At 66.4% G+C, this 21,115-nt stretch carries 17 protein-coding genes and 1 tRNA gene; 8 read left to right on the top strand and 10 right to left on the bottom strand.

The features are described from left to right. Positions 1 to 83: 83 nt before the first annotated feature. The 7 genes from QZM67_RS30440 to QZM67_RS30470 form a co-directional block, all read right to left on the bottom strand. Positions 84 to 575, bottom strand: a complete 492-nt coding sequence (locus QZM67_RS30440) for a P-loop NTPase fold protein (protein WP_301808976.1) — start codon at positions 573 to 575, stop codon at positions 84 to 86. Then, positions 572 to 904: a hypothetical protein gene (locus QZM67_RS30445; protein ID WP_301808979.1), complete on the bottom strand. Its 333-nt coding sequence runs from the start codon at positions 902 to 904 to the stop codon at positions 572 to 574. The genes QZM67_RS30440 and QZM67_RS30445 overlap by 4 nt, the downstream gene beginning before the upstream one ends. Positions 905 to 1,007: 103 nt before the next feature. Continuing rightward, on the bottom strand, positions 1,008 to 1,316 hold the full coding sequence (gene mobA / locus QZM67_RS30450; RefSeq protein WP_301808981.1) for a plasmid mobilization protein MobA: 309 nt from the start codon (positions 1,314 to 1,316) through the stop codon (positions 1,008 to 1,010). Between the two features lie 827 nt (positions 1,317 to 2,143). Beyond that, a complete protein-coding gene (locus tag QZM67_RS30455; protein ID WP_301808984.1) occupies positions 2,144 to 2,488 on the bottom strand; it encodes a hypothetical protein in 345 nt (114 codons plus the stop codon). A gap of 466 nt (positions 2,489 to 2,954) precedes the next feature. Then, positions 2,955 to 4,004 (bottom strand): site-specific integrase, encoded by a 1,050-nt coding sequence (locus QZM67_RS30460; RefSeq protein WP_301808986.1) that lies wholly within the window; start codon positions 4,002 to 4,004, stop codon positions 2,955 to 2,957. A 134-nt stretch (positions 4,005 to 4,138) separates the two neighbouring features. Further along, positions 4,139 to 4,213, bottom strand: a tRNA-Val gene (locus QZM67_RS30465). 82 nt (positions 4,214 to 4,295) lie between these two features. Further along, entirely contained in the window at positions 4,296 to 4,778 is a 483-nt protein-coding gene (locus tag QZM67_RS30470) for an Lrp/AsnC family transcriptional regulator (RefSeq protein WP_043190434.1), read from the bottom strand. Positions 4,779 to 4,969: 191 nt separating this feature from the next. On the opposite strand from QZM67_RS30470, the gene QZM67_RS30475 reads away from it, so the two are divergent. The 4 genes from QZM67_RS30475 to QZM67_RS30490 all read left to right on the top strand — a co-directional run bounded on the left by QZM67_RS30475 (position 4,970) and on the right by QZM67_RS30490 (position 9,262). Further along, on the top strand, positions 4,970 to 6,184 hold the full coding sequence (locus QZM67_RS30475) for an amino acid aminotransferase (protein WP_301808989.1): 1,215 nt from the start codon (positions 4,970 to 4,972) through the stop codon (positions 6,182 to 6,184). A gap of 37 nt (positions 6,185 to 6,221) precedes the next feature. Further along, the gene (locus QZM67_RS30480) at positions 6,222 to 6,608 is read left to right on the top strand and encodes a RidA family protein (protein ID WP_175026311.1); all 387 of its coding nucleotides are present in this window, start codon (positions 6,222 to 6,224) and stop codon (positions 6,606 to 6,608) included. Between the two features lie 103 nt (positions 6,609 to 6,711). Further along, positions 6,712 to 7,749, top strand: coding sequence for a porin (locus QZM67_RS30485; RefSeq protein ID WP_301809122.1), 1,038 nt, complete (start codon positions 6,712 to 6,714; stop codon positions 7,747 to 7,749). A 91-nt stretch (positions 7,750 to 7,840) separates the two neighbouring features. After that, positions 7,841 to 9,262, top strand: coding sequence for an amino acid permease (locus tag QZM67_RS30490; protein ID WP_301808993.1), 1,422 nt, complete (start codon positions 7,841 to 7,843; stop codon positions 9,260 to 9,262). Between the two features lie 21 nt (positions 9,263 to 9,283). Here QZM67_RS30490 and QZM67_RS30495 read toward each other — a convergent pair whose 3' ends face one another. Next, positions 9,284 to 10,186 (bottom strand): LysR family transcriptional regulator, encoded by a 903-nt coding sequence (locus tag QZM67_RS30495; protein ID WP_301808995.1) that lies wholly within the window; start codon positions 10,184 to 10,186, stop codon positions 9,284 to 9,286. Positions 10,187 to 10,371: 185 nt separating this feature from the next. Here QZM67_RS30495 and QZM67_RS30500 point away from each other — a divergent pair, with 185 nt between their 5' ends. The 3 genes from QZM67_RS30500 to QZM67_RS30510 all read left to right on the top strand — a co-directional run bounded on the left by QZM67_RS30500 (position 10,372) and on the right by QZM67_RS30510 (position 14,925). Beyond that, positions 10,372 to 12,123, top strand: a complete 1,752-nt coding sequence (locus QZM67_RS30500) for an acyl-CoA dehydrogenase family protein (RefSeq protein ID WP_301808996.1) — start codon at positions 10,372 to 10,374, stop codon at positions 12,121 to 12,123. After that, on the top strand, positions 12,120 to 13,322 hold the full coding sequence (locus QZM67_RS30505; RefSeq protein WP_301808998.1) for a CaiB/BaiF CoA-transferase family protein: 1,203 nt from the start codon (positions 12,120 to 12,122) through the stop codon (positions 13,320 to 13,322). The genes QZM67_RS30500 and QZM67_RS30505 overlap by 4 nt, the downstream gene beginning before the upstream one ends. Positions 13,323 to 13,461: 139 nt before the next feature. Beyond that, positions 13,462 to 14,925 (top strand): MFS transporter, encoded by a 1,464-nt coding sequence (locus QZM67_RS30510; RefSeq protein ID WP_301809000.1) that lies wholly within the window; start codon positions 13,462 to 13,464, stop codon positions 14,923 to 14,925. A gap of 125 nt (positions 14,926 to 15,050) precedes the next feature. Here QZM67_RS30510 and QZM67_RS30515 read toward each other — a convergent pair whose 3' ends face one another. Both QZM67_RS30515 and argA read right to left on the bottom strand, forming a co-directional pair. Then, entirely contained in the window at positions 15,051 to 15,326 is a 276-nt protein-coding gene (locus QZM67_RS30515) for an oxidative damage protection protein (protein ID WP_006478357.1), read from the bottom strand. Positions 15,327 to 15,375: 49 nt separating this feature from the next. Further along, positions 15,376 to 16,755, bottom strand: a complete 1,380-nt coding sequence (argA, locus tag QZM67_RS30520; RefSeq protein WP_301809001.1) for an amino-acid N-acetyltransferase — start codon at positions 16,753 to 16,755, stop codon at positions 15,376 to 15,378. A 23-nt stretch (positions 16,756 to 16,778) separates the two neighbouring features. Between argA and hrpA the strand changes: the two genes are divergently transcribed. After that, the gene (gene hrpA, locus QZM67_RS30525; RefSeq protein WP_301809002.1) at positions 16,779 to 20,987 is read left to right on the top strand and encodes an ATP-dependent RNA helicase HrpA; all 4,209 of its coding nucleotides are present in this window, start codon (positions 16,779 to 16,781) and stop codon (positions 20,985 to 20,987) included. Positions 20,988 to 21,115: the final 128 nt, after the last annotated feature.

Consider the following 21,115-nt stretch of genomic DNA (forward strand, 5'->3'; position numbering starts at 1 on the left):
TTGGCAGACACGAGACTCTCCCTTGGGCGTCGTTTGTGCAAGATGCCTGAGGGAGACCCCCACCGCTACATCACGCAAGCTGCTCAAAACGCCCCGAATTCCCATCGATTTACGTGCTCACGCTCAGTAAGGATCGCTCCGTAGCGTCGCAGCGCTTCGGCACGGTCGAGTGCTGCCTTCGAATGTTCGCCGCCCAGTCGATCCGCTATCTGGCCGAAGAGCGCGCGGGCGATTGCATCGCCATCGCCCCATTGCCAGGGGTTGAAGTCGAGCCAGTCGGCTCCGTTGTCGCGGGCGTCGAGCCGCTCGGTGATGAGGTTTTTCAGGGATGATTTGCCGAAGCCCCATCCTCCGCGAATAGCGAACACGCGGCCCTCGCGCAAACTGAGCTCGGAGAGCACGCCGGCTATGCGATCCGCGAAATCGGCCCTTCTCAGGCGATCCTCGGACGCAGTCCGAATCGGTGCCTCCGCCCCAATCCCACCGTCCGGCTGCTCGTTCCTTGCCGCGTCCGCATCAAGCTTCGCACGACGACGAGCGCGCCATGCCGACAGACGAAATCGCAGTCCGTTCATCGCGTACCGAGTCCCAGGGAGGCGCGTACCAAGTTTCCGTAATGTCCGATGACACGTATAACGGCATCGTCATCGCGGATGCGCAGGCGGTTGCGCTCGCCAGCGAGCTCGGCTTGTTGCCGCCGCAATTCCGTAATCCGGTTCGTGTCGGGCGAGGGCTTTGCCTGTTCCTCTGCAATGTCGCGCGCTTTCAAGGCGATAACGTTGCCAATCGTTTCGAGTGCGCATTCGTAGTTGCAGAGCTGTTCGTCAGTGAGACTATCCACATAGAGCCGGAGCACGCCCTTATAAACTAATGGCGTTCCGCAGCGGGTGTAGTTGTCGTTCATACAGCCTTCCAGATTAATGAGCCGATACCGCAAACCACGGCTAGCAACACAAGGCAAATGCGTTGCAGGTCGGATAGATCCAAATACCCAGTTTGAGCTGCCGTCATTGGCCGATCCGCGCAATCGCGTTTTTTAGCTCGACCAATACCGCTGCAAACTCCTTCGGCTGCGCGCCTCGCCCCTCATTGAACAGGTGCGTTTGCAAGCCGCCGAACCGGCGCATCTCGTTGATGATGATCGAATCGACGACGCTGTGCGTGCGTCGTCCCATCCCACAGGTTCGAAGGTGCTCGGGAACCGATGTTCCGGTGTCCTGTGAGCGCTCCTGCAACGCGTCGAATTCGTCGGGCGCAACGCGCACCATAATGATCTTGGTTTTCCGACGCTCTTCGGTTCCGCTTCTCGCACTCATTCAACACTCTCAAACGGGTCTCGGGGCGTAAGCCCTGAGCAGGGACGGTAGGCCGCGCATAGGGAGTGAAACGACTGGTGGGCTGCCGGTTGTACGGACGCCAATTTGGCGGGAGTACAAACCCTACCCTGTCCCAGAACTAACCGCATCGTTTATGGAAGTTTGAAGGTACATGTGGCAGACGGTTTTTCCAAGGCAAACCGAACGGTGAAAATGATGGTTCTGAGAAGCCTTGAAGGGCACTCAGCGGAAACATATTTCCCACATTTGCTGACAGGGAACAAGAGGGAAAAAAGCGCATTTTCAGGGGGAAAGAAAGACGCCCACTGGGGGAGGGCACCGCTAGACAATTGGCGGCATGGCGCGGCGGCTAACGTGACTTTTTCCCAACAGCAATACGGCGTCATCAACGCCACTTGATATGACGGCTTGCGGAATAGGCATAAAGCGGGTGTCAGGGCTAGTTGAAGGCCACGGCGCACCCGCGCGGCCTTGATACTCGTGGAATACCGAAGACGCTGGGTCGCAGGGAGGCGGGATGAGGGGTAGTCGATCATCCTGCCTCCCTGACGACAGAGGGCGGATCGCTCTCTTTCCGCTAGCGGCGCGGGCGGGGGGATGAGAGGGTGGATTGACGATGCAATATGCGCTCGAGCAACGCCTCACGTTGCCGTTGCATGTCGGTCTTTACGATCTCGTGAGGCACCCAGTCGGTCAGCGGATCGTCTGCTTCGATCAACGCTTGTCGAACCTGTTCGAGGAACCATTCGTCATGCGACTGGCGTGTCATTGTTTTCGCTCTCTGGATGTCGACTACTCGAACGATATCAGGCAGGTTTCGAGGATACGAGTCGTTTCATCGTAGCGGCCATCCCATCAGCAGTGATTTCTTCGCGCACATGGGCGGCAGATAGTGCATCAAGCACCATTCCGTTGGCCGACCAATGCGGATCATTGGGCGCCGTTGTATGACCGGGGCGAGTAGCCACTTCGGGAAACTCGATGCCGGTCACAGTTGGGTTTTCCCGAGAGATACGGGCAAGGCGCTGATCGACTTCAGCCATGTAGTTGCGCGGGAAGTCTTGTGAGAGCACGCTCGAGACGGGATTTTGATGGTTGCCGGTCGTCAGCGGCTCCGGGCCTCGATTTCCTGCCTTGTGAGCGTCGGCCAATTTTAGGAGTGGTCGCTTTGTGCCCCTCCTTCTTGGGTGACCGCTTTTTGAGCGTCAGAAGGGGCGACCACGTTTCTGCGCCCACGCCAACGGCGGGTTGAGATGAGATGGGGGGCAAGACGCGAAGCGCCGTTTTTTGCCCCCGCTTGCGGGGGCGTGCTTGAGCTCCATCTTTGCGCTATGAATCGCACGTACGTACGTATGTATTTACGTATGCGCTTACGCGCGGTTTTTAATACGTTTATAAACGTTTTTAAGAGGCTGAAAGCCCGACTGGATAAGGCTTTGCAGGACGCTATTGTGAGAAAACCCGGGTGAAATGTGAGGCAAGCCGGGGGAGTGTGAGACAAACCGGGCACTATCCACAGCTCTGAGTAAATCTAGGTTTTATCCACAGACAGGACCAATTGTGAGAAATCCCGGGTGCTATCCACAGGGGCGTTTCAGCCCCTGCAGCCGTTTGCGCTCAGCCGAGTTTGCGAGCCAGGTCTGTAGCCCTCGGATGGTAGTACCGCTTCAACATCTGCACGGTCTTGTGGCCCGTCACGGCCGACAGTTCCAGCACGTTATCGAGGCGCTCAGCGATCCGCGATGTAGCTTCGTGCCGAAGATCATGGAAATGCAGGTCGACAATGCCTGCTCGCTCACAGGCACGGACAAAAGCCTTCTTCAACGCCTCCGGGGTGATCGGAAGTACTCGGCCGCTACTGTGGCGCGGCCCATTGGATAGCTTGGACAACGTTTGGACTGCACGACGAGACAGGGGAACGTCCCGAGCCTCGCCATTCTTGGTGTCGTGGAGCCGGACATACCGGTCGGCTAGGTGGATGTCCGGCCAGCGTAGCGAGAGGATCTCGCTACGGCGCATCGCAGTCTCGATCGCCAGGACGACTACCGGCAGGACGTATTTGTTTCGACATCCACCCGGCTGGTAGACGCCGCTTTCGGCCCGTTGGCTGGGTTCGAGTTCGGTCAAAAGGCGCTTCTCCTCGTCTCCATGCAGCCGGCGGTTCCGAGCTCGGTTCTCCTTCGGTCGTCGAATCTGCGAGACGGGATTGACTGGAATGTGGAAGCCCCATTCCTTGCTGGCTATGCTGATGACGTGGCTAAGGAGCGTTAGCTCCCGATTCACGGTCGAGCCGGAAACTGGCTTTTGCTGTCCGTTGCCGGTCAGGCGCCGATTGCGGTATTGAGCAACGGCTACGCCGTTGAGCGCAGAAATCTTCACCTGAGAGATGGGATCGACTAGTAGTTTCTTGATACGCAGCAGCTCGAGCGCCTCGCCCTTTTTCTCGGGGGAGATTTCCCGGCCGTACCGGATCAGCAGTTCGCCCAACGGCGTTTTGCTGGATTCGGTCGGGCTCGAAAACGACCCAGCCAGCATTTCGGATTCGATGCGGGCAGCCCAGGCCTCAGCCTCTTTGCGGCTGATGAAGGTTTTGGTTTGAGGGGGGAATCCCTGACGACGGACGATCGCCTGAAATTGGCAGTCGCCGCGTTTGCGAATGGTTGGCACCAGACACCTCGAAGAAGAAGTGTGACAAGAATGTGCCAACAATCCGGTTGGGCGAGAGGACACTTAACGAACATTTCGCCAAGTGCTGACCCGGAAAGCAAGAAGGGCCGGCGATTGCCGGCCCTTCGAATCTTTGGTGGGCGGTACTGGGATCGAACCAGTGACCCCTGCCGTGTGAAGGCAGTGCTCTACCGCTGAGCTAACCGCCCAAAGAAGAAAAGATTATGTCAGGAGTTTTGGGGTCTGTAAAGCACTTTCTGCAAATATTTTTCAGACCCGCGCAACGACCGGTCAGCCGGCCGTCGACGGCTCGACGAGATCGAGGATCGACCCGTCGCGCTTGAGCGTCGCGAGCACGATGCTCGAGTTGATCGACATCACGCCCGCGGCGCGGTGCAGCCGGTTGATCACGAAATCCGAATAGTGATCGAGATCGCGCGCGCGAACCGTCAGCACATAGTTCGACCCGCCCGTGACGATCTGCGCGGCGATGACCTCCGGCCACTGCTGGATCGCCTCCACGAACCGGTCGTGCCACTCGGGTACGTCGGGCCGCATCGACACATGCACGAGCGCCTCGAACGCGACACCGACCTTCTTCGGCTCGATCGTGCAGCGATACCCGGCAATGGCGCCGCGTTCCTCCAGCAGCTTCACGCGCCGCAGGCATGCCGACGGCGACAGCGCGACCGCGTTCGCGAGGTCCTGATTGCTGATGCGTCCGTCCCGTTCGAGGTGCCGGAGGATCCGCATGTCGGTTCGATCCAGCGTCATTTCGCAGAATCCGGTGAATTTTGAGATGAGATCCGCAGACTCTACTGCAATCGGATCGGTTCGTCATCGAAAAGTGAAGCTCATTCTATTTCGTCCTCGATAACATGCGCCCCATGTCCCGGCTGCTCATCCCGACGCAACGTGGTGCCGCCGGTTGGTCCGCCGCCTTCAACCTTTACCGTCATTCCGTCATGTACCAACACGTTCCCGCCTACCCGGGCGATCCGATCCTGTCGCTGTTCCAGGCATTCCAGCAGGATGCGCATCCGCACAAGGTCAACCTGAGCATCGGCCTCTACTACGACGACGCGGGCCGGATTCCGGTTCTCGACAGCACGCGCATCGCGGCCGCGCAGCTACGCGATGCCGGTGCGCCGCACACGTATCTGCCGATGGAAGGGCTCGCCGCGTACCGGCAGGGCGTGCAGCGCCTCGTATTCGGCGACGACTGCGCGGCGCTCGCGGAAGGGCGCATCGCGACGCTGCAGACACTCGGCGGATCGGGCGCGATCCGGCTCGGTGCGGAATTCGTGAAGCGTTATTTCCCCGACAGCGCGATCTGGATCAGCGACCCGACGTGGGACAACCACCGCGTGATCTTCTCGGCCGCCGGCCTCGACGTGCACACGTATCCGTACTACGACTCATTGCGCAACGACATCCGCGTCGACGTGATGCTTGCCACGCTCGATGCATTGCCGGCGCGCAGCGTCGTGCTGCTGCAGCCGTGCTGCCACAACCCGACGGGGCTCGACCTCGGCCGCGACGCATGGCGCGCGGTGATCGACGTGCTCGTGCGGCGCGGACTGATTCCGTTCCTCGACATGGCGTACCAGGGGTTCGGCGACGGTCTCGCCGACGACGCGTGGGCCGTGCGCGCGATCGTCGACGCCGGGCTGCCCGCGATCGTCGGCAATTCGTTCTCGAAGAACTTCTCGCTGTACGGCGAGCGCGTCGGCGGGCTGTCGGTCGTCTGCGCGAACGCGGGCGAGGCCGCGACGGTGCTGAGCCAGTTGCAGGCCGGCGTGCGCCGCACCTATTCGAGCCCGCCGCTGTTCGGCGCGCAACTCGTGTCGACCGTGCTGAACGATGACGCGCTGCGCGTGCGCTGGGAGGGCGAGGTCGCGCAGGTGCGCACGCGCATCAAACGGATGCGCGGCGAACTGAAGGCCCGGCTCGATGCGCGGCTGCCGGACCGCGCGTTCGACGCACTCGTCACGCAGCGCGGGATGTTCAGCTACACGGGCATGGCTGCGACCGACGTCGACCGGTTGCGTGCATCGCACGGCGTCTATCTGCTGCGCTCGGGGCGCATGTGCATCGCGGGCCTGAACGATGCGAACGTCGACCACGTCGCGAACGCGATCGCCGAGGTGCTCGGCGGCGCGTCGCGGCGGGCCGCCTGAATTTCCCGACCCCGACCCCGATCCGAAGGAGGACACGATGGCTGAAACGATCCCGGTCGACCTGCCGCAGCTCGCACAACCATTCTCGTGGGCGACCCGCGCGGGCGGGTTGATGTTCACGGGGCACGGGCCGGTCGACGCGTCCGGCGCGATTGCCGGCGACACGATGGCCGAACAGGCGCGCATCACGCTCGCGAATCTCGCGAAGGCCGTCGCGGCGGCCGGCGCGACGATGGACGACGTCGCACAGGTGCTCGTCTACCTGTCCGACGTGAAGGCGATGCCCGAATTCGATGCCGAATACCGGCGCCACTTCCGCGAGCCGTATCCGAACCGGACGTGCGTCGGCGTGCAGGGTTTCGCGCATCCGGCGATGCGCGTCGAACTCGTCGCGTACGTCGCGCTGCCCGCGGCAGGCATCTAGCAGGAACACCGCATTGCGCGGTGTGCAGTCACACAATCATCGACAAACGAGAACAGGACTGGAGGAGAACATGAGGACAATCTATCGATTCGCACTGCAAATGATGGCTGGTACGCTTGCCGCGAGCGGTGCGATGGCGCAGAGCAGCGTGACGCTGTACGGGATCGTCGACCAGAGCATTCGCTATACGACGCATGCTGACGCGTCGAACGATGCGAGCGTGCAGATGACCAACGGCGCGATCACGAACAGCCGCTGGGGGCTGAAGGGCAGTGAGGCGCTCGGCGGCGGGCTGAAAGCGATCTTCCAGTTGGAGAGCGGCTTCGAGCCGCAGAACGGGCAGCTCGACGGCGCACTGTTCGGCCGCTACGCGTATGTCGGCCTCGCGAGCGACTGGGGTACCGTGAAGCTCGGCCGCCAGGCGACCGAGGCGTTCAACCTGTTCGGCGATCTCGATCCGCTGACGGTCGGCAACTACACGGCCAACATGTGGCCGTATTTCCTCACGCAAGGGCGTGCGAGCAACGTCGTCAGCTACGACGGCACGTTCGGCGGGCTGAACGTCGGCGCGAGCTACGGCTTCGGCGGCGTCGCGGGCAGCCTCGGCGCGAATGCGTACTGGGGCACGCACGCGTCGTACACGCAGGGCGGGCTGATGGTCGGCGCGACGTACCAGCAGGTGCGCGACCTGAACAGCCGCGCGCAGCAGGCGTGGGGCGCGGGCGCACGCTACGCGTTCGGCGCGGCGACGCTGTACGCGGGCTATCTCGGTGGCATCGACCGCACGGGCATGCTCGACCAGCAGTTGCTGAACGCGCCGGGCCGCGACGTGACCTACGGTGCGTTCGCGGACAACCCGCGCCGCGACGCGATCTTCTATACGGGTGCGAGCGTCAAGGTCACGCCGGCCGTGTCGGTGACGGGCGTCGCGTATTACGACGACATCCGCAACGTCAACGGCGTCGCCGGCAACGGCGGCAAGCGCTATACGGGCGTGCTCGAGGCCGAGTACGCTTTGTCGAAGGCCACGCAGGTCTACGCGACGGTCGACTACAACCGCGTGACGGGCGGCGCGTTCACGGAAATGCCCGGACGCGGCAACCAGACGGGCGTCGCGGCCGGCCTGCGCCACCTGTTCTGAGCACGCGGCGCGCGGCGGCCGGCCGGTCCGGCGCCGGCCCGCGCACCGTCTACGTTCCGACCGGACAATCGCTTTCGAACGAGGTCACTCGATGCAACCAGAAGGGCAATTCCAGCATATCGCGGCGCGCGAGCAAGGGCTGCGCCGCACGCTTTCCGCACGGCAGATGACGATGATCGCGATCGGCGGCGCCATCGGCACCGGTCTGTTTCTCGGCAGCGGCTTCGCGATCGGCTTCGCGGGCCCGAGCGTGCTCGTCAGCTACGCGATCGGCGCGTTCATCTCGCTGCTGCTGATGGGCTGTCTCGCGGAGATGACGGTCGCGCACCCGACCTCCGGGTCGTTCGGCGCGTATGCCGAACATTACGTGAGCCCGTGGGCCGGATTCCTCGTGCGCTACGCATACTGGGCGTGCATCGTGCTCGCGGTCGGCACCGAGGTCACTGCGATCGCGCTGTACATGAAGTACTGGTTCCCGGGCGTGCCGGGCTGGCTGTGGATCGTCGGGTTCTCCGCGCTGCTGGTGTTCGTCAACGCGCGCAGTGTCGACGTGTTTGGCGCGGTCGAGTACGGCTTCTCGGTCGTGAAGATCGCGGCGATCGTCGGCTTCATCGTGCTCGGCGCCTATGTCGTGTTCGGCAATCCGGGGCTGGTCGGCGACGGTGCGGCACGCGCGGGATTCCACCATTACACGGCTCACGGCGGCTTCTTTCCGAAGGGGGCGTGGGGCACGTGGGTCGCGGTGATCGTGTCGATCTTCAGCTACCTGAGCATCGAGATGATCGCGGTCGCGGCCGGTGAAGCCGAGGATCCCGAGCGCGCGGTCACGCGTGCGTTCCGCTCGACGATCGTGCGGCTCGTGCTGTTCTACCTCGTCACGCTCGCGCTGATGCTTGCGATCGTGCCGTGGACGGCGGCGGGGCGCGACGAAAGCCCGTTCGTGAAAGTGATGGAGGCGATCCACCTGCCGGGCGCGGCCGGGCTGATCAACTTCGTCGTGCTGATCGCCGCGCTGTCCGCGATGAACAGCCAGCTCTACATCACGACGCGGATGATGTTCAGCCTGTCGCGCGCGGGTCATGCACCGAAGGCGCTCGGGGAAGTGAACGCGCGCGGCGTGCCGTTCGGCGCGCTGATGCTGTCGACGCTCGGCATCGCGCTGGCGACCGTGCTGAGCGTGCTGTATCCGGACGCGTCGTTCACGATCATGATGGCGGTGTCGATGTTCGGCGCGCTGTTCACGTGGATGATGATCTTCGTCACGCACTACTGTTTCCGGCGTCGCCGGGCGGCGCTCGGCCTGCCGGCGCCCGCGTTCCGGATGCGCGGCTTTCCGCTGCTGACACTGCTCGGCGCGGGTCTGATGCTCGCGGTGATGGTGACGACCTACTTCACGGCCGAATTCCACATGACGCTGATCTTCGGCATTCCGTTCCTGGTTGCGCTGTCGGTCGTGTACGCGGTGTGGTATCGGCGCGCGCAGCCGGTACTCCAGCCCGACGCGAAGTCGTGAGGTAGCGGTCGGGCCGTGCACTCAGCCCGCGAGCGCGGGCAGTGCGTCGATCGATACACGCACATAGTCGGCGAAGCGCAGCGCAACCGGTTCGGCCGTGCCGCTGCGCTTCAGCGCGAGCGTGCGCGATTCGAGCGACGCATCCTTCAGCGGCCGGAACGCGAGCCGGTCGCTCTTCACCTGCTGCAGCACGCGCGGTACGAGCGCGATCCCCATTCCGAACTCGATCATCGACAGGATTGTCTGCCACAGCCGTGCCTCGTGACGGATCAGCGGGCTGAAGCCGGCGTTCACGCATTGCGCGATGATCAGGTCGTGATAGTGCGGCGCCGCTTCGCGCGGAAACAGGATGAACGGTTCGGCGGCCAGCGCGGCGAGCGCGACCTGCTTGCGCTTCGCGAGCGGATGCGCGGCCGGCAGGCAGCACACGAACGGTTCCGCATAGACGGGCGTTGATTCGACCTCGGGCGGGAAGTGGCCCCAGTGTGCGTAGCCGAGATCGATCTGGCCGCGCTGGATCGCCTGCACCTGCGCCTGCGTGTTCATTTCGCTCAGCACGACCTCGACACCGGGATAGTCGGCCTCGAAGCGCCGCACGGCATCGGGCAGCCCGCGATACAGCATCGAATGAACGAAGCCGATCCGCAGCCGGCCCGCAAGGCCGGACGCGGAGCGCACCGTCAGGCGTTCGGCCTCGGCCGCCTGCAGCAGCAGCCGGCGCGCTTCGCCGAGCAGCACCTCGCCCGCGTTGGTGAGCGCGACGGTCTTGTTGGTGCGCGAGAACAGCTGCACGCCGAGCGCGTCCTCGAACTTGCGGATGTCGAAACTCAGCGCAGGCTGCGAGATGAACAGGCGCTTTGCCGCGCGCCCGAAATGCAGCTCCTCGGCGACCGCAATGAAGTAGCGCAACTGCCTCAGTTCCATGATGTCTCCTCGCGGCATCGGCATCGGTATCGGCGTCGATAAGCGATATCTATCGTACCGGATAAATCCTGTATTGGACGCTTATCGATCGCGCGCCTACGCTTTGCGGAAGGCTTTGCACGGGACTGGCGAGGCGCCGCGGCGGCGCCGCCGGCCGACGTGCAGGCAACCCTGGAGACGCACGCATGAACGACACCGCTCGCACGCCGGACGCCGGCGCATCCAATATCCCCGACAGCCGGGGCATCAATTTCTTCACGGTCGATCCCGATCTCGGCGCGTTGCTGAAGCTGCATCTCGGCGATGCGCACTATGCCGAGCTGGCGCCGCGGCTGCACGCGCTCGGCGCGCGCGTGTCGGGCGAGCTCGACGAATGGGCGTCGCGCGCGGACAAGCACCCGCCCGTGCTCGAGCACCGCAACCGGCGCGGCGAGGCCGTACAGCGGATCGACAAGGACCCCGCGTATGTCGCGCTCGAACGCGTCGCGTATGCCGAACTCGGGCTCGCGTCGCTGAGCCACGGGTCCGAATCCGTCCCGCCGCTCGTCAAGTACGCGCTGACGTTCCTGTTCGTGCAGGCCGAATTCGGGCTGTGCTGCCCGGTCAGCATGACCGATTCGCTGACGCACACGCTGCGCCGTCACGGCGATCCGGCGCTGGTCGCGCGCTACCTGCCGATGCTTGCGTCGCGCGATTTCGACACGCTGTACCAGGGCGCGATGTTCATGACCGAGCAGGCGGCCGGGTCCGACGTCGGCCGCATCGCGACGCGCGCATCGCGTGAGACGGACGCGCACGGCGAGACCGTGTGGCGCCTGCATGGCGACAAGTGGTTCTGCTCGAACGCGGACGCCGATCTCGCGATGGTGCTCGCGCGTCCCGACGGCGCGCCGGACGGCATCAAGGGGCTGGGCCTGTTCCTGTTGCCGAAGACGCTGCCGGACGGCACGCGCAACCGCTACCGGATCGTGCGGCTGAAGGACAAGCTCGGCAGCCGCTCGATGGCGAGCGGCGAGATCACGCTTGAAGGCGCGCAGGCGTTCCTGATCGGCGAGATCGGCCGCGGCTTCCACCAGATGGCCGACATGATCAATCTGTCGCGGCTGTCGAACGGCGTGCGCGCGGCGGGGCTGATGCGGCGTGCGCTGAACGAGGCGCTGCACGTCGCCACGCATCGCGAGGCGTTCGGCCGCAAGCTGATCGACATGCCGCTGATGCAGCGGCAGTTGCTGAAGATGTTGCTGCCGGCCGAGGCGGCCCGCGCGATGTTCATGCAGATCGCGTTGCTGCTGCCGCAGGCCGATGCGGGCGACGAGCAGGCCGCGCGCTGCGTGCGGATCCTGACGCCGCTGATCAAGTTCCGCGCGTGCCGCGATGCGCGGCGCGTGACCGGAGATGCGATGGAAGTGCGCGGCGGCACCGGCTACATCGAGGAATGGAGCGATGCGCGCGTCGTGCGCGATGCGCATCTGGGCTCGATCTGGGAGGGCACGAGCAACATCGTCGCGCTCGACGTCGCGCGGGCCGCGCAGCGCGAGCAGGCGCTCGATGCGCTACGCGCGTTTCTCGGCGATCGCCTCGGCGCGGCGCCGCTGCCCGATGCGAGCCGCGCAGCGCTGCGGCGCATTCTCGCGCGCGCCTGCGACGCGCTCGCGCGGGTCGCGGCCGAAGGCGACGACGCACGCGTGCGGCAGGCCGCTTCCGCGCTGTACTACGCGAGCGCGGCCGTGCTGATGGCGTGCGAGGGCGTGCGGCTCGCGCCGGATTTCCGGCGGCTCGCGCTCGCGCACCTGATCGTGCGCCACAAGCTGCTGCCGGTCGATCCGCTCGCACCAGCATCGCGCGACGACGAATCGGCCGCGTGCAGCGCATTGCTGCGCGGCACGCCGATCGCGCTCGATACCGCGCTCGACCTGCTGCCGGAGGTCGAACGATGAGTACGACGCGTGGCGCACTGGACGGCCTGAAGGTCGTCGACCTGAGCCGTGTGCTCGGCGGCCCGTACTGCACGCAGGCGCTCGCCGACCACGGGGCGACGGTGGTCAAGATCGAGCCGCCGGACGGCGACGAGACGCGCGGCTGGGGGCCGCCGTTCCTCGGCGATACCGCGTGGTATTTCATGGGCGTCAACCGCAACAAGGAAGGGCTCGCGCTCGATCTGTCGCGTGACGAGGGGCGCGCGATCCTGTGGCGCCTGCTCGAAGAGGCCGACGTGCTCGTCGAGAACTTCAAGCCCGGCACGCTTGCGCGCTGGGGGATGGACTATGCGCGCGACCTGCAGCCGAGCTTCCCGCGCCTGATCCACTGCGCGGTGACGGGCTTCGGCGAAGGCGGGCCGCTCGGCGGGCTGCCCGGCTACGACGCGGTGATCCAGGCGATGGCGGGGCTGATGAGCGTCAACGGCGAGCGCGACGGCGACGCGACACGCATCGGTCTGCCGATCGTCGACATGGTCACGGGCCTCAACGCGCTCGCGGGCATCCTGCTGGCACTCGCGGAGCGCGAGAAGAGCGGGCGCGGGCAGTCGGTCGACATCGCGCTGTACGACTGTGGCGTGTCGCTACTGCATCCGCACCTGCCGAACTTCTTCGGCTCCGGGCGCGTGCCGGAGCGCAGCGGCAACGCGCATCCGAACATCGCGCCGTACGACAGCTATCGCACGGCGACCGTGCCGATTTTTCTCGCGATCGGCAACGACCGGCAGTTCGCGCGGCTCGTCGCGCATCTCGGCGTGCCGGCGCTCGCGGGCGATCCGCGCTTCGTCGACAACCGCAGCCGTTGCGCGCACCGGCCCGAGCTGAAGGCCGAACTGGAAGCACGGCTCGCCGCGCACGCATGCGAGCCGCTCGCGCGCGACCTGATGGCCGCCGGCGTGCCGTGCGGGCCGGTGCGCACGGTGGCCGACGTCGCGCGCGACCCGCATGCGCTGCACCGGAACCTGTTCGTCGAGATCGGCGCGTATCGCGGCACGGCGTCGCCGGTGAAGCTGTCGCGCACGCCGGCCACCTATCGTTCGCCGCCGCCCGCGCTGGGCGGCGACACGCGCGCGGTGCTCGATCGCCTCGGCGTCGATCCCGCGCTCCAGCAGCAACTGCTCGACGCCGGCGTGCTGAAGATCGCACCCGACCAGACGTGACTGACCGACGCGCGCGCCGGTGAGCCTGGCTGCCCGACGCAGCGGAACGTCAAGCAACACCGCCAGCCGGCGGCGCAGGGCCGGCCATCCGGCAAGGCGCGCGCCAGTCGCGCCGCCGATCACAAACATGGAGACATCGATGAACCGCCAGCCATCCCCGACCGCCGCGCCGCAGCCGCAGCCGCAGCCGCAGCCACAGCCGCAGCCGCAGCCGCAGCCGCAGCCGCAGCCCGGCCGTGCCGCCCTCGCGGCGTTCGTCGGCACCACGATCGAGTGGTACGACTTCTACATCTACGGCACGGCCGCAGCGCTCGTGTTCGGCAAGGTGTTTTTTTCAAGCACGATGGATCCCGGCGTCGCGACGCTGCTGGCGTTCGTTACGTTCTGGGCCGGCTTCGCCGCGCGGCCGCTCGGCGGCATCGTGTTCGGGCATCTCGGCGATCGGGTCGGCCGCAAGACGGCGCTCGTGATCACGCTGGTGATGATGGGGCTGGCCACGACCGGCATCGGCCTGTTGCCCGGCTATGCGCAGATCGGTGTCTGGGCGCCGGCCGGCCTCGTCGTGCTGCGCGTGCTGCAGGGCATCGCGGTCGGCGGCGAGTGGGGCGGCGCGGTGCTGATCGCGAGCGAGAACGCGCCGAAGCATCGCAGCATCCTGTATGCGGCGTTCGCGCAGCAGGGCTCGCCGACCGGCAACCTGCTGGCCACGGCCGCGTTCTTCGCGCTGAGCGCGCTGCCGACCCCATCGTTCCTGATGTGGGGCTGGCGCATTCCGTTCCTGCTGTCGGCCGTGCTCGTGATCATCGGCATGGTGATCCGGCTGAGGCTCGAGGAGTCGGCCGACATGCAGCGCGTGCTCGCGCGCAAGCGCACCGTGAAGCTGCCGTTGCGCGACGTCGTGCGCGATCACTGGGTGGTCGTGCTGCTCGCGGCGGGTACGCTGCCGGTGATCAACGTCACGTACTTCCGCAGCACGTTCGCGTTGTCGTGGGCGACCAAGACGCTCGGCTACGCGCAGGGCACGTTCCTCGGCATCCTGTCGATCTCGCTCGTCGTGCAGTTCCTGATGCAGCCGGTCGGCGCGTGGTTCGTGTCGAAGGTCGACATGCGCCGCGCGATGTGCTGGATCCTGATTCCGGAAATCGTGCTGATGCCCGTGATGTTCCATGCGCTCGCGACGCGTTCGTACTGGGTGGCCGTCGCGGGCATGTGCATCTCGACGATTCCGTCGGCGATGTTCTATGGCGCGGTCGGCGGCGTGCTTGCGCGCGTGTTCCCGGCGAACATCCGCTACACCGGCCTGTCGCTCGCGTATCAGTTGAGCGCGCTCGTCGTCGGCGGCGGCACGCCCGTGCTCGCGCAGGCGATCCTCAACGCGACCGGCAGCATCGTTGGCGTCGCGGTTGCATCGGGGCTCTACGCGTTCGTGTCGCTTGTCTGCATGCTGGTGTTGCTGAATCGCACCGGGTATCGCGCGGATGAACTGTCGACGGCGGAACGCAGCGACGCGGCCGAATGGGGCACCGAAGGCGGCAGCGCGGAACCCGCGGCCGGCGGGAGTGCACAGCCGGGCGAGGGCAGCGCGCTGAAACCGGCCGGCTGAGCGGCACGCGTGAGGCCGGAACGTACCGAGTACGCGCCCCAAAAGAAAACGGCACCGTGCAAAACACGGTGCCGTCTTTCCCGGAGCGCACGGCGGGCAGGCAGCCCGCCGCGCGCATCGCGTCATCAGCCTTCCGTCGGCGGCACGTAGCCGGACGCCTGGTCCGCGCCGTCGCCGAAGAAGTACTTCTCGGTTTGCTTCATCAGGTACTGGCGCGCGCGCGGGTCGGCCATGTTCAGGCGGTTTTCGTTGATCAGCATCGTTTGCTGCTTCAGCCAGCCTTGCCACGCTTCCTTCGAGACGCTCTCGTAAATGCGCTTGCCGAGTTCGCCCGGCAGCGGCGGGAAATCGAGGCCTTCGGCTTCCTTGCCGAGCTTCGCGCATTGAATCATTCGAGCCATCGTGTACTTCTCCTGTAATCGGTCTGGGGGAGGGCAGTCGTGCCTGCGCTCAGAGCTGCTTCATCAGCACGAGCGACTTGCGCTGCCAGTTATAGAGCTTGCGGCGGTCTTCCGGCAGGTCGTCGACGCTGACCTTGACGAAGCCGCGCTTGAGGAACCAGTGCTCGGTGCGCGTCGTGAGCACGAAGATATGCGTGAGGCCGCGCGCGCGGGCACGCTGCTCGATGCGCTTGAGCAGGCGTTCGCCGTCGCCCGAGCCCTGCGCTTCCGGCGCGACCGTCAGGCACGCCATCTCGCCGATCTTCTCTTGCTGGTATGGATACAGCGCCGCACAGCCGAACAGCACGCCATCGTGCTCGATCACCGAGAAGTGGTCGATGTCGCGTTCGATCTGGTGGCGGCCGCGTCGTACCAGCGTGCCGTCCGACTCGAGCGGCTCGATCAGCGACAGGATACCGCCGACGTCGTCCGGCGTCGCTTCGCGCAGGCTTTCGAGGTTCTCGTACGAGATCATCGTGCCGACGCCGTCGTGCAGGAACAGTTCGAGCAGCATGCTGCCGTCGAGCGACTGCGGAATCAGGTGCGCCCGGGTCACGCCGCCGCGGCACGCGCGGATCGAATGCTTCAGGAAAAACGCGTCGTCGCCCTGGACGTTGCCGGAATCGAGCAGTTCGGCCGCCGCGTCGAGCGACATTTCACGGATCAGGTCGCCTTCGTCGTCGACGATGCCGGGGCCTTCGGTCAGGAACACGATCTTGTCGGCGCGCAGCGCGATCGCGGCGGCCGACGCCACGTCTTCCATCGACAGGTTGAACGCTTCGCCGGTCGGCGAGAAGCCCAGCGGCGACAGCAGCACGAGCTTGCGGCTCGCGAGCGAATGACGGATCGATTCGGCGTCGATCTTGCGCACGATGCCCGTGTGCGCGAAATCGACCCCGTCGAGAATCCCCACCGGCCGTGCGGTCACGAAGTTGCCCGACACGACGCTGATGTGCGCGTGCGCCATCGGCGAGTTCGGCAGACCCTGGCTGATCGCGGCCTCGATGTCGAGACGCACTTCACCGGCCGCTTCCTTCGCGGATTCGAGCGCGCGCGCATCGGTGATGCGCAGGCCGTGCGAAAACTCGGATTCGACACCATGCAGGCTCAGCTGCTCCTCGACCTGCGGGCGCGAGCCGTGCACCAGCACGATCTGGATACCCATCGCCTGCAGCAGCGCGATGTCGGACACGAGCGCATTCAGCAGCCCCTGCTGCACCACCTCGCCGCCAAACCCCACGACGAACGTGCTGTTGCGGAACTTGTGGATATAGGGCGCGACGGAGCGCATCCAGTCGACGAACTGCGCGTGACTGGCGGCCGAGTCGTCGGCGGGCGGCGGCGTCGTGGCGCCGGTCTGGGCGGAGGGGAGGTCGGTTTGGGAATTCATGGGCGGGATTATAATGCGCCCCCATGTCGAATGTACCTAAAAGTCCCGCGCCGACGCGGGCCAAAGCGCCGTCGGCCCGGCACCCGGATGGTGCGGCCGACGCACGCGAGCAGCAGGGCCAGCCGCCTCGCCAGCAGCAGGAAAAGCCGGCGGGCAAGCCCGCACACGCGCCGCGCGGGCCGCGCGGCGACGAACGGCGCGGCGAGGCGCGCCAGCCGGACGCGAAGGGCGCACCCGCTGCAACGGGCGAGCGCGCGCCGCGCCGCGAGCGTCCGCCGCGCGCCGTCGTCGCACCGAATCCCGTCCCGCCGATCACGTACCCCGAAAGCCTGCCCGTGTCGGGCAAGCGCGACGAAATCGCGCGCGCGATTGCCGGTCATCAGGTTGTCATCGTCTGCGGCGAAACCGGCTCGGGCAAGACCACGCAGTTGCCGAAGATCTGTCTCGATCTCGGCCGCGGCCTCGGCGCCGGCGGCACGGGCCTGATCGGCCATACGCAGCCGCGCCGCCTCGCGGCGTCGTCCACCGGCCGCCGGATCGCCGAGGAACTCGGCACGCCGTTCGGCGAAGTGGTCGGCTACAAGGTGCGCTTTACCGACAATCTCGCGCCGGGCGCGTCCGTGAAGCTGATGACGGACGGGATCCTGCTCGCCGAGACGCAGACCGATCCGTTGCTGAAGGCGTACGACACGCTGATCATCGACGAGGCGCACGAGCGCAGCCTGAACATCGACTTCCTGCTCGGCTACCTGAAGGAAATCCTGCCGAGGCGGCCGGACCTGAAGCTGATCGTCACGTCCGCGACGATCGACGCCGATCGCTTCGCGCGCCATTTCGGCACCGACGAGCGCCCGGCGCCCGTGATCGAGGTGAGCGGGCGGCTGTATCCGGTCGAGATGCGCTATCGGCCCGTGGCCGAGGATCGCCCGGCCGTGAAGAATGCGGAAGGCACGGGTGGCCGCGACCGCGTGAAGACCGCGCGCGAAGCCGAGCGCGACCTGATGGACGCGATCGTCGACGCGGTCGACGAGCTGTGCCGTGAAGGCCCCGGCGACGTGCTGGTGTTCCTGCCCGGCGAGCGCGAGATCCGCGAAGCGGCCGAGGCGCTGCGCAAGCACCATCCGCCGCACACCGAGATCCTGCCGCTGTTCGCGCGGCTCTCGGCGGCCGATCAGGACAAGGTGTTCAAGGCGTCGAACGCGCGCCGGATCGTGCTCGCGACCAACGTGGCCGAAACCTCGCTGACGGTGCCGGGCATCCGCTACGTCGTCGATACGGGCCTCGCGCGCGTGAAGCGCTATTCGTACCGGAACAAGGTCGAGCAGCTGCAGGTCGAGTCGATCTCGCAGGCCGCCGCGAACCAGCGCGCGGGCCGCTGCGGCCGCGTGGCCGACGGCGTCTGCATCCGCTTGTACGAGGAAAGCGACTACCAGGCGCGCGCGCGCTTCACCGATCCGGAAATCCTGCGCTCGTCGCTCGCGTCGGTGATTCTGCGGATGAAATCGCTGCATCTGACGGCGATCGAATCGTTCCCGTTCCTCGAGCCGCCGCCCGGCCGCGCGATCGCGGACGGCTACCAGTTGCTCAACGAGCTCGGCGCGGTCGACGACGACAACGCGCTGACGCCGCTTGGCCGCGAACTCGCGCGGCTGCCGCTCGACCCGCGCGTCGGCCGGATGATTCTCGCCGCGCGCGACCAGCAGTCGCTGCGCGAGGTGCTGATCATCGCGAGCGCGCTGTCCGTGCAGGATCCGCGCGACCGCCCGATCGAGGCGCAGGAGCAGGCCGACCAGGCGCATCGCCGGTTTGCCGACGAGCGTTCCGAATTCCTGCAGTGGCTGAAAATCTGGGCATGGTTCGAGGAGGCCGTCGCGCACAAGAAGTCGAACCGCCAGCTCGTCGATGCGTGCCGGCAGAACTTCCTGTCGCACCTGAGGCTGCGCGAGTGGCGCGACGTCCATTCGCAGCTGCTGACCGTCGTGCGCGAGCACGGCTGGCGGCTGAACGAAGTCGAGGCGACCTACGAACAGGTCCATCTGGCCCTGTTGACGGGCCTGCTCGGCAACCTCGGCCTGAAGGCCGACGACGATCCGCACTATCTCGGCGCGCGCGGGATCAAGTTCTATCTGTGGCCGGGCTCCGTGCTCGCGAAGAAGGCCGGCCGCTGGGTGATGGCGGCCGAACTCGTCGAGACGAGCCGGCTGTACGCGCGTTGCCTCGCGAAGATCGAGCCCGAATGGGTCGAGAAGATCGGCGCGCACCTGCTGAAGAAATCGCTGTCCGAGCCGCACTGGGAAAAGCGCCCGGCGCAGGTCAGCGCGTACGAGCGCGCGACGCTGTACGGGCTGCCGATCTACCACCGCCGGCGCGTCGCGTTCGGCAAGCAGGATCCGTCGCGGGCGCGCGAGCTGTTCATCCGCGGCGCGCTGGTTGAGGGCGAGTTCGACACGAAGCTCGCGTTCTTCGCGCACAACCGCAAGCTGCTCGCCGACATCGAGCAACTGGAGCACAAGTCGCGCCGGCAGGACGTGCTGGTCGACGACGAGCTGATCTACGCGTACTACGACCAGGCGATTCCGGAAGGGATTCACACGGGCGCCGCATTCGAGCGCTGGTATCGCGACGAGGTGAAGAAGGGCGGCCAGCCCGAGGACAAGCTGCGGCTGCTGTACCTGTCGCGCGACGACCTGATGCGCCACGAGGCAGCCGGCGTGACGACCGAGCTGTTCCCGAAGCGCGCGACGATGGCCGGCGTCGAGATGGCGCTCACGTATCACTTCGAGCCCGGCACGCCGCGCGACGGCGTGACGCTCGCGGTGCCGCTGTACGCGCTGAACCAGGTCGACGCGCGCCGCTGCGAGTGGCTCGTGCCGGGGATGCTGAAGGAAAAGGTGCAGTTGCTGCTGAAGTCGCTGCCGCAGAAGCTGCGCCGGCACTGCGTGCCGCTGCCCGAGTACGCGGCCGGCTTCGTCGAGCGGATGGGCCGCGAGCGCTTCGGCGCGGGCGGGTTGGTCGAGGCGCTGATCGCCGACGTGCGCGGCGAAACGCAAATCGCAATGAAAACGGCCGACTTCAAGCTCGAGACGCTGCCCGCGCACCTGTTCATGAACTTCAAGGTGATCGACGAGCACGGCCGCCAGCTCGCGATGGGGCGCAATCTCGCGCAGCTTCGCCAGGAGTTGGGCGCGCAGGCGCAGCAGCAGTTCCAGAAGATCGCGGCGGCGTCGACGATCGCGGCCGGCGGCGATGCCGATGACGGCCAGGCCATTGGCCAAGCGCCGTCGGCGGTTGCCGCGACCGGCGCCGCCGGCCGCAACGCGAAGGCCGGCAAGGGCGCGGCGCCGCAGACGGCCGCTCCGTCGGAAGCCGGCGCGACCGCGCTGTACGAGAACCTGACGACGTGGAATTTCGGCAAGCTGCCCGAGCTGCTGGAGATCCGCCGGCGCGGCCAGACGCTGTACGGCTACCCGGCGCTCGTCGATCGCGGCACGCATTGCGACGTCGAGGTGTTCGATTCGCCGGAGGAGGCCGCGCGCATCCACCGGGCCGGCCTGCGGCGGCTGTTCGCGCTGCAGCTGAAGGAGCCGATCAAGTTCCTCGAGAAGAACCTGCCGGGCCTGCGCGAGATGGCGATGCAGTACATGTCGCTCGGCACGCAGGACGAGCTGCGCGATCAGCTGATCGACACGGCGCTCGACCGCGCGTGCCTGCAGGACCCGCTGCCCGACGACGACGCGAGCTTCCACGCGCGCCGCGACGAGGGCCGGAGCCGCCTGAACCTGCTCGCGCAGGAAATCGCGCGGCTGGTCGGGCAGATCCTGGCCGAATACGCGGGGCTCGTGAAGAAGCTCGCGCAGGCGAAGCCGTTCGCGCAGGCCCACGCGGACCTGCAGCAGCAGCTCGCCGCGCTGGTCGGCAAGCGCTTCGTGATCGATACGCCCTACGCGCAACTGGCGCACTTCCCGCGCTACCTGAAGGGCATCGCGCTGCGGATCGACAAGCTGAAGGCCGATCCGGCACGCGACGCGAAGCAGTCGGCCGACCTGCTGCCGCTGGCCCAGCAATACCAGCGCGCGGTGTCGCAGCGCGGCGGCGTCACCGATGCGCGGCTCGCGGAATTCCGCTGGCTGCTCGAGGAACTGCGGATTTCGCTGTTCGCGCAGGAACTGCGCACGCCGATGCCTGTCTCTGTCAAGCGTCTGCACAAGGTCTGGGAGTCGATGCAGCGCTAGCGCAACATCGGTTTTCCGGGCCCGCACCGGCGGCCGGCCCCGGCCGGCCGCGCGGCGCCGGCCGCGCCGGCCGACAGGGCCGCCGCGGCGTGCGTCGAAGTGGCGCAAAGCCGGCTTCGGTCAACCGG

This window comes from Burkholderia sp. AU45251, from assembly GCF_030482905.1.
Lineage (GTDB): Bacteria > Pseudomonadota > Gammaproteobacteria > Burkholderiales > Burkholderiaceae > Burkholderia > Burkholderia aenigmatica.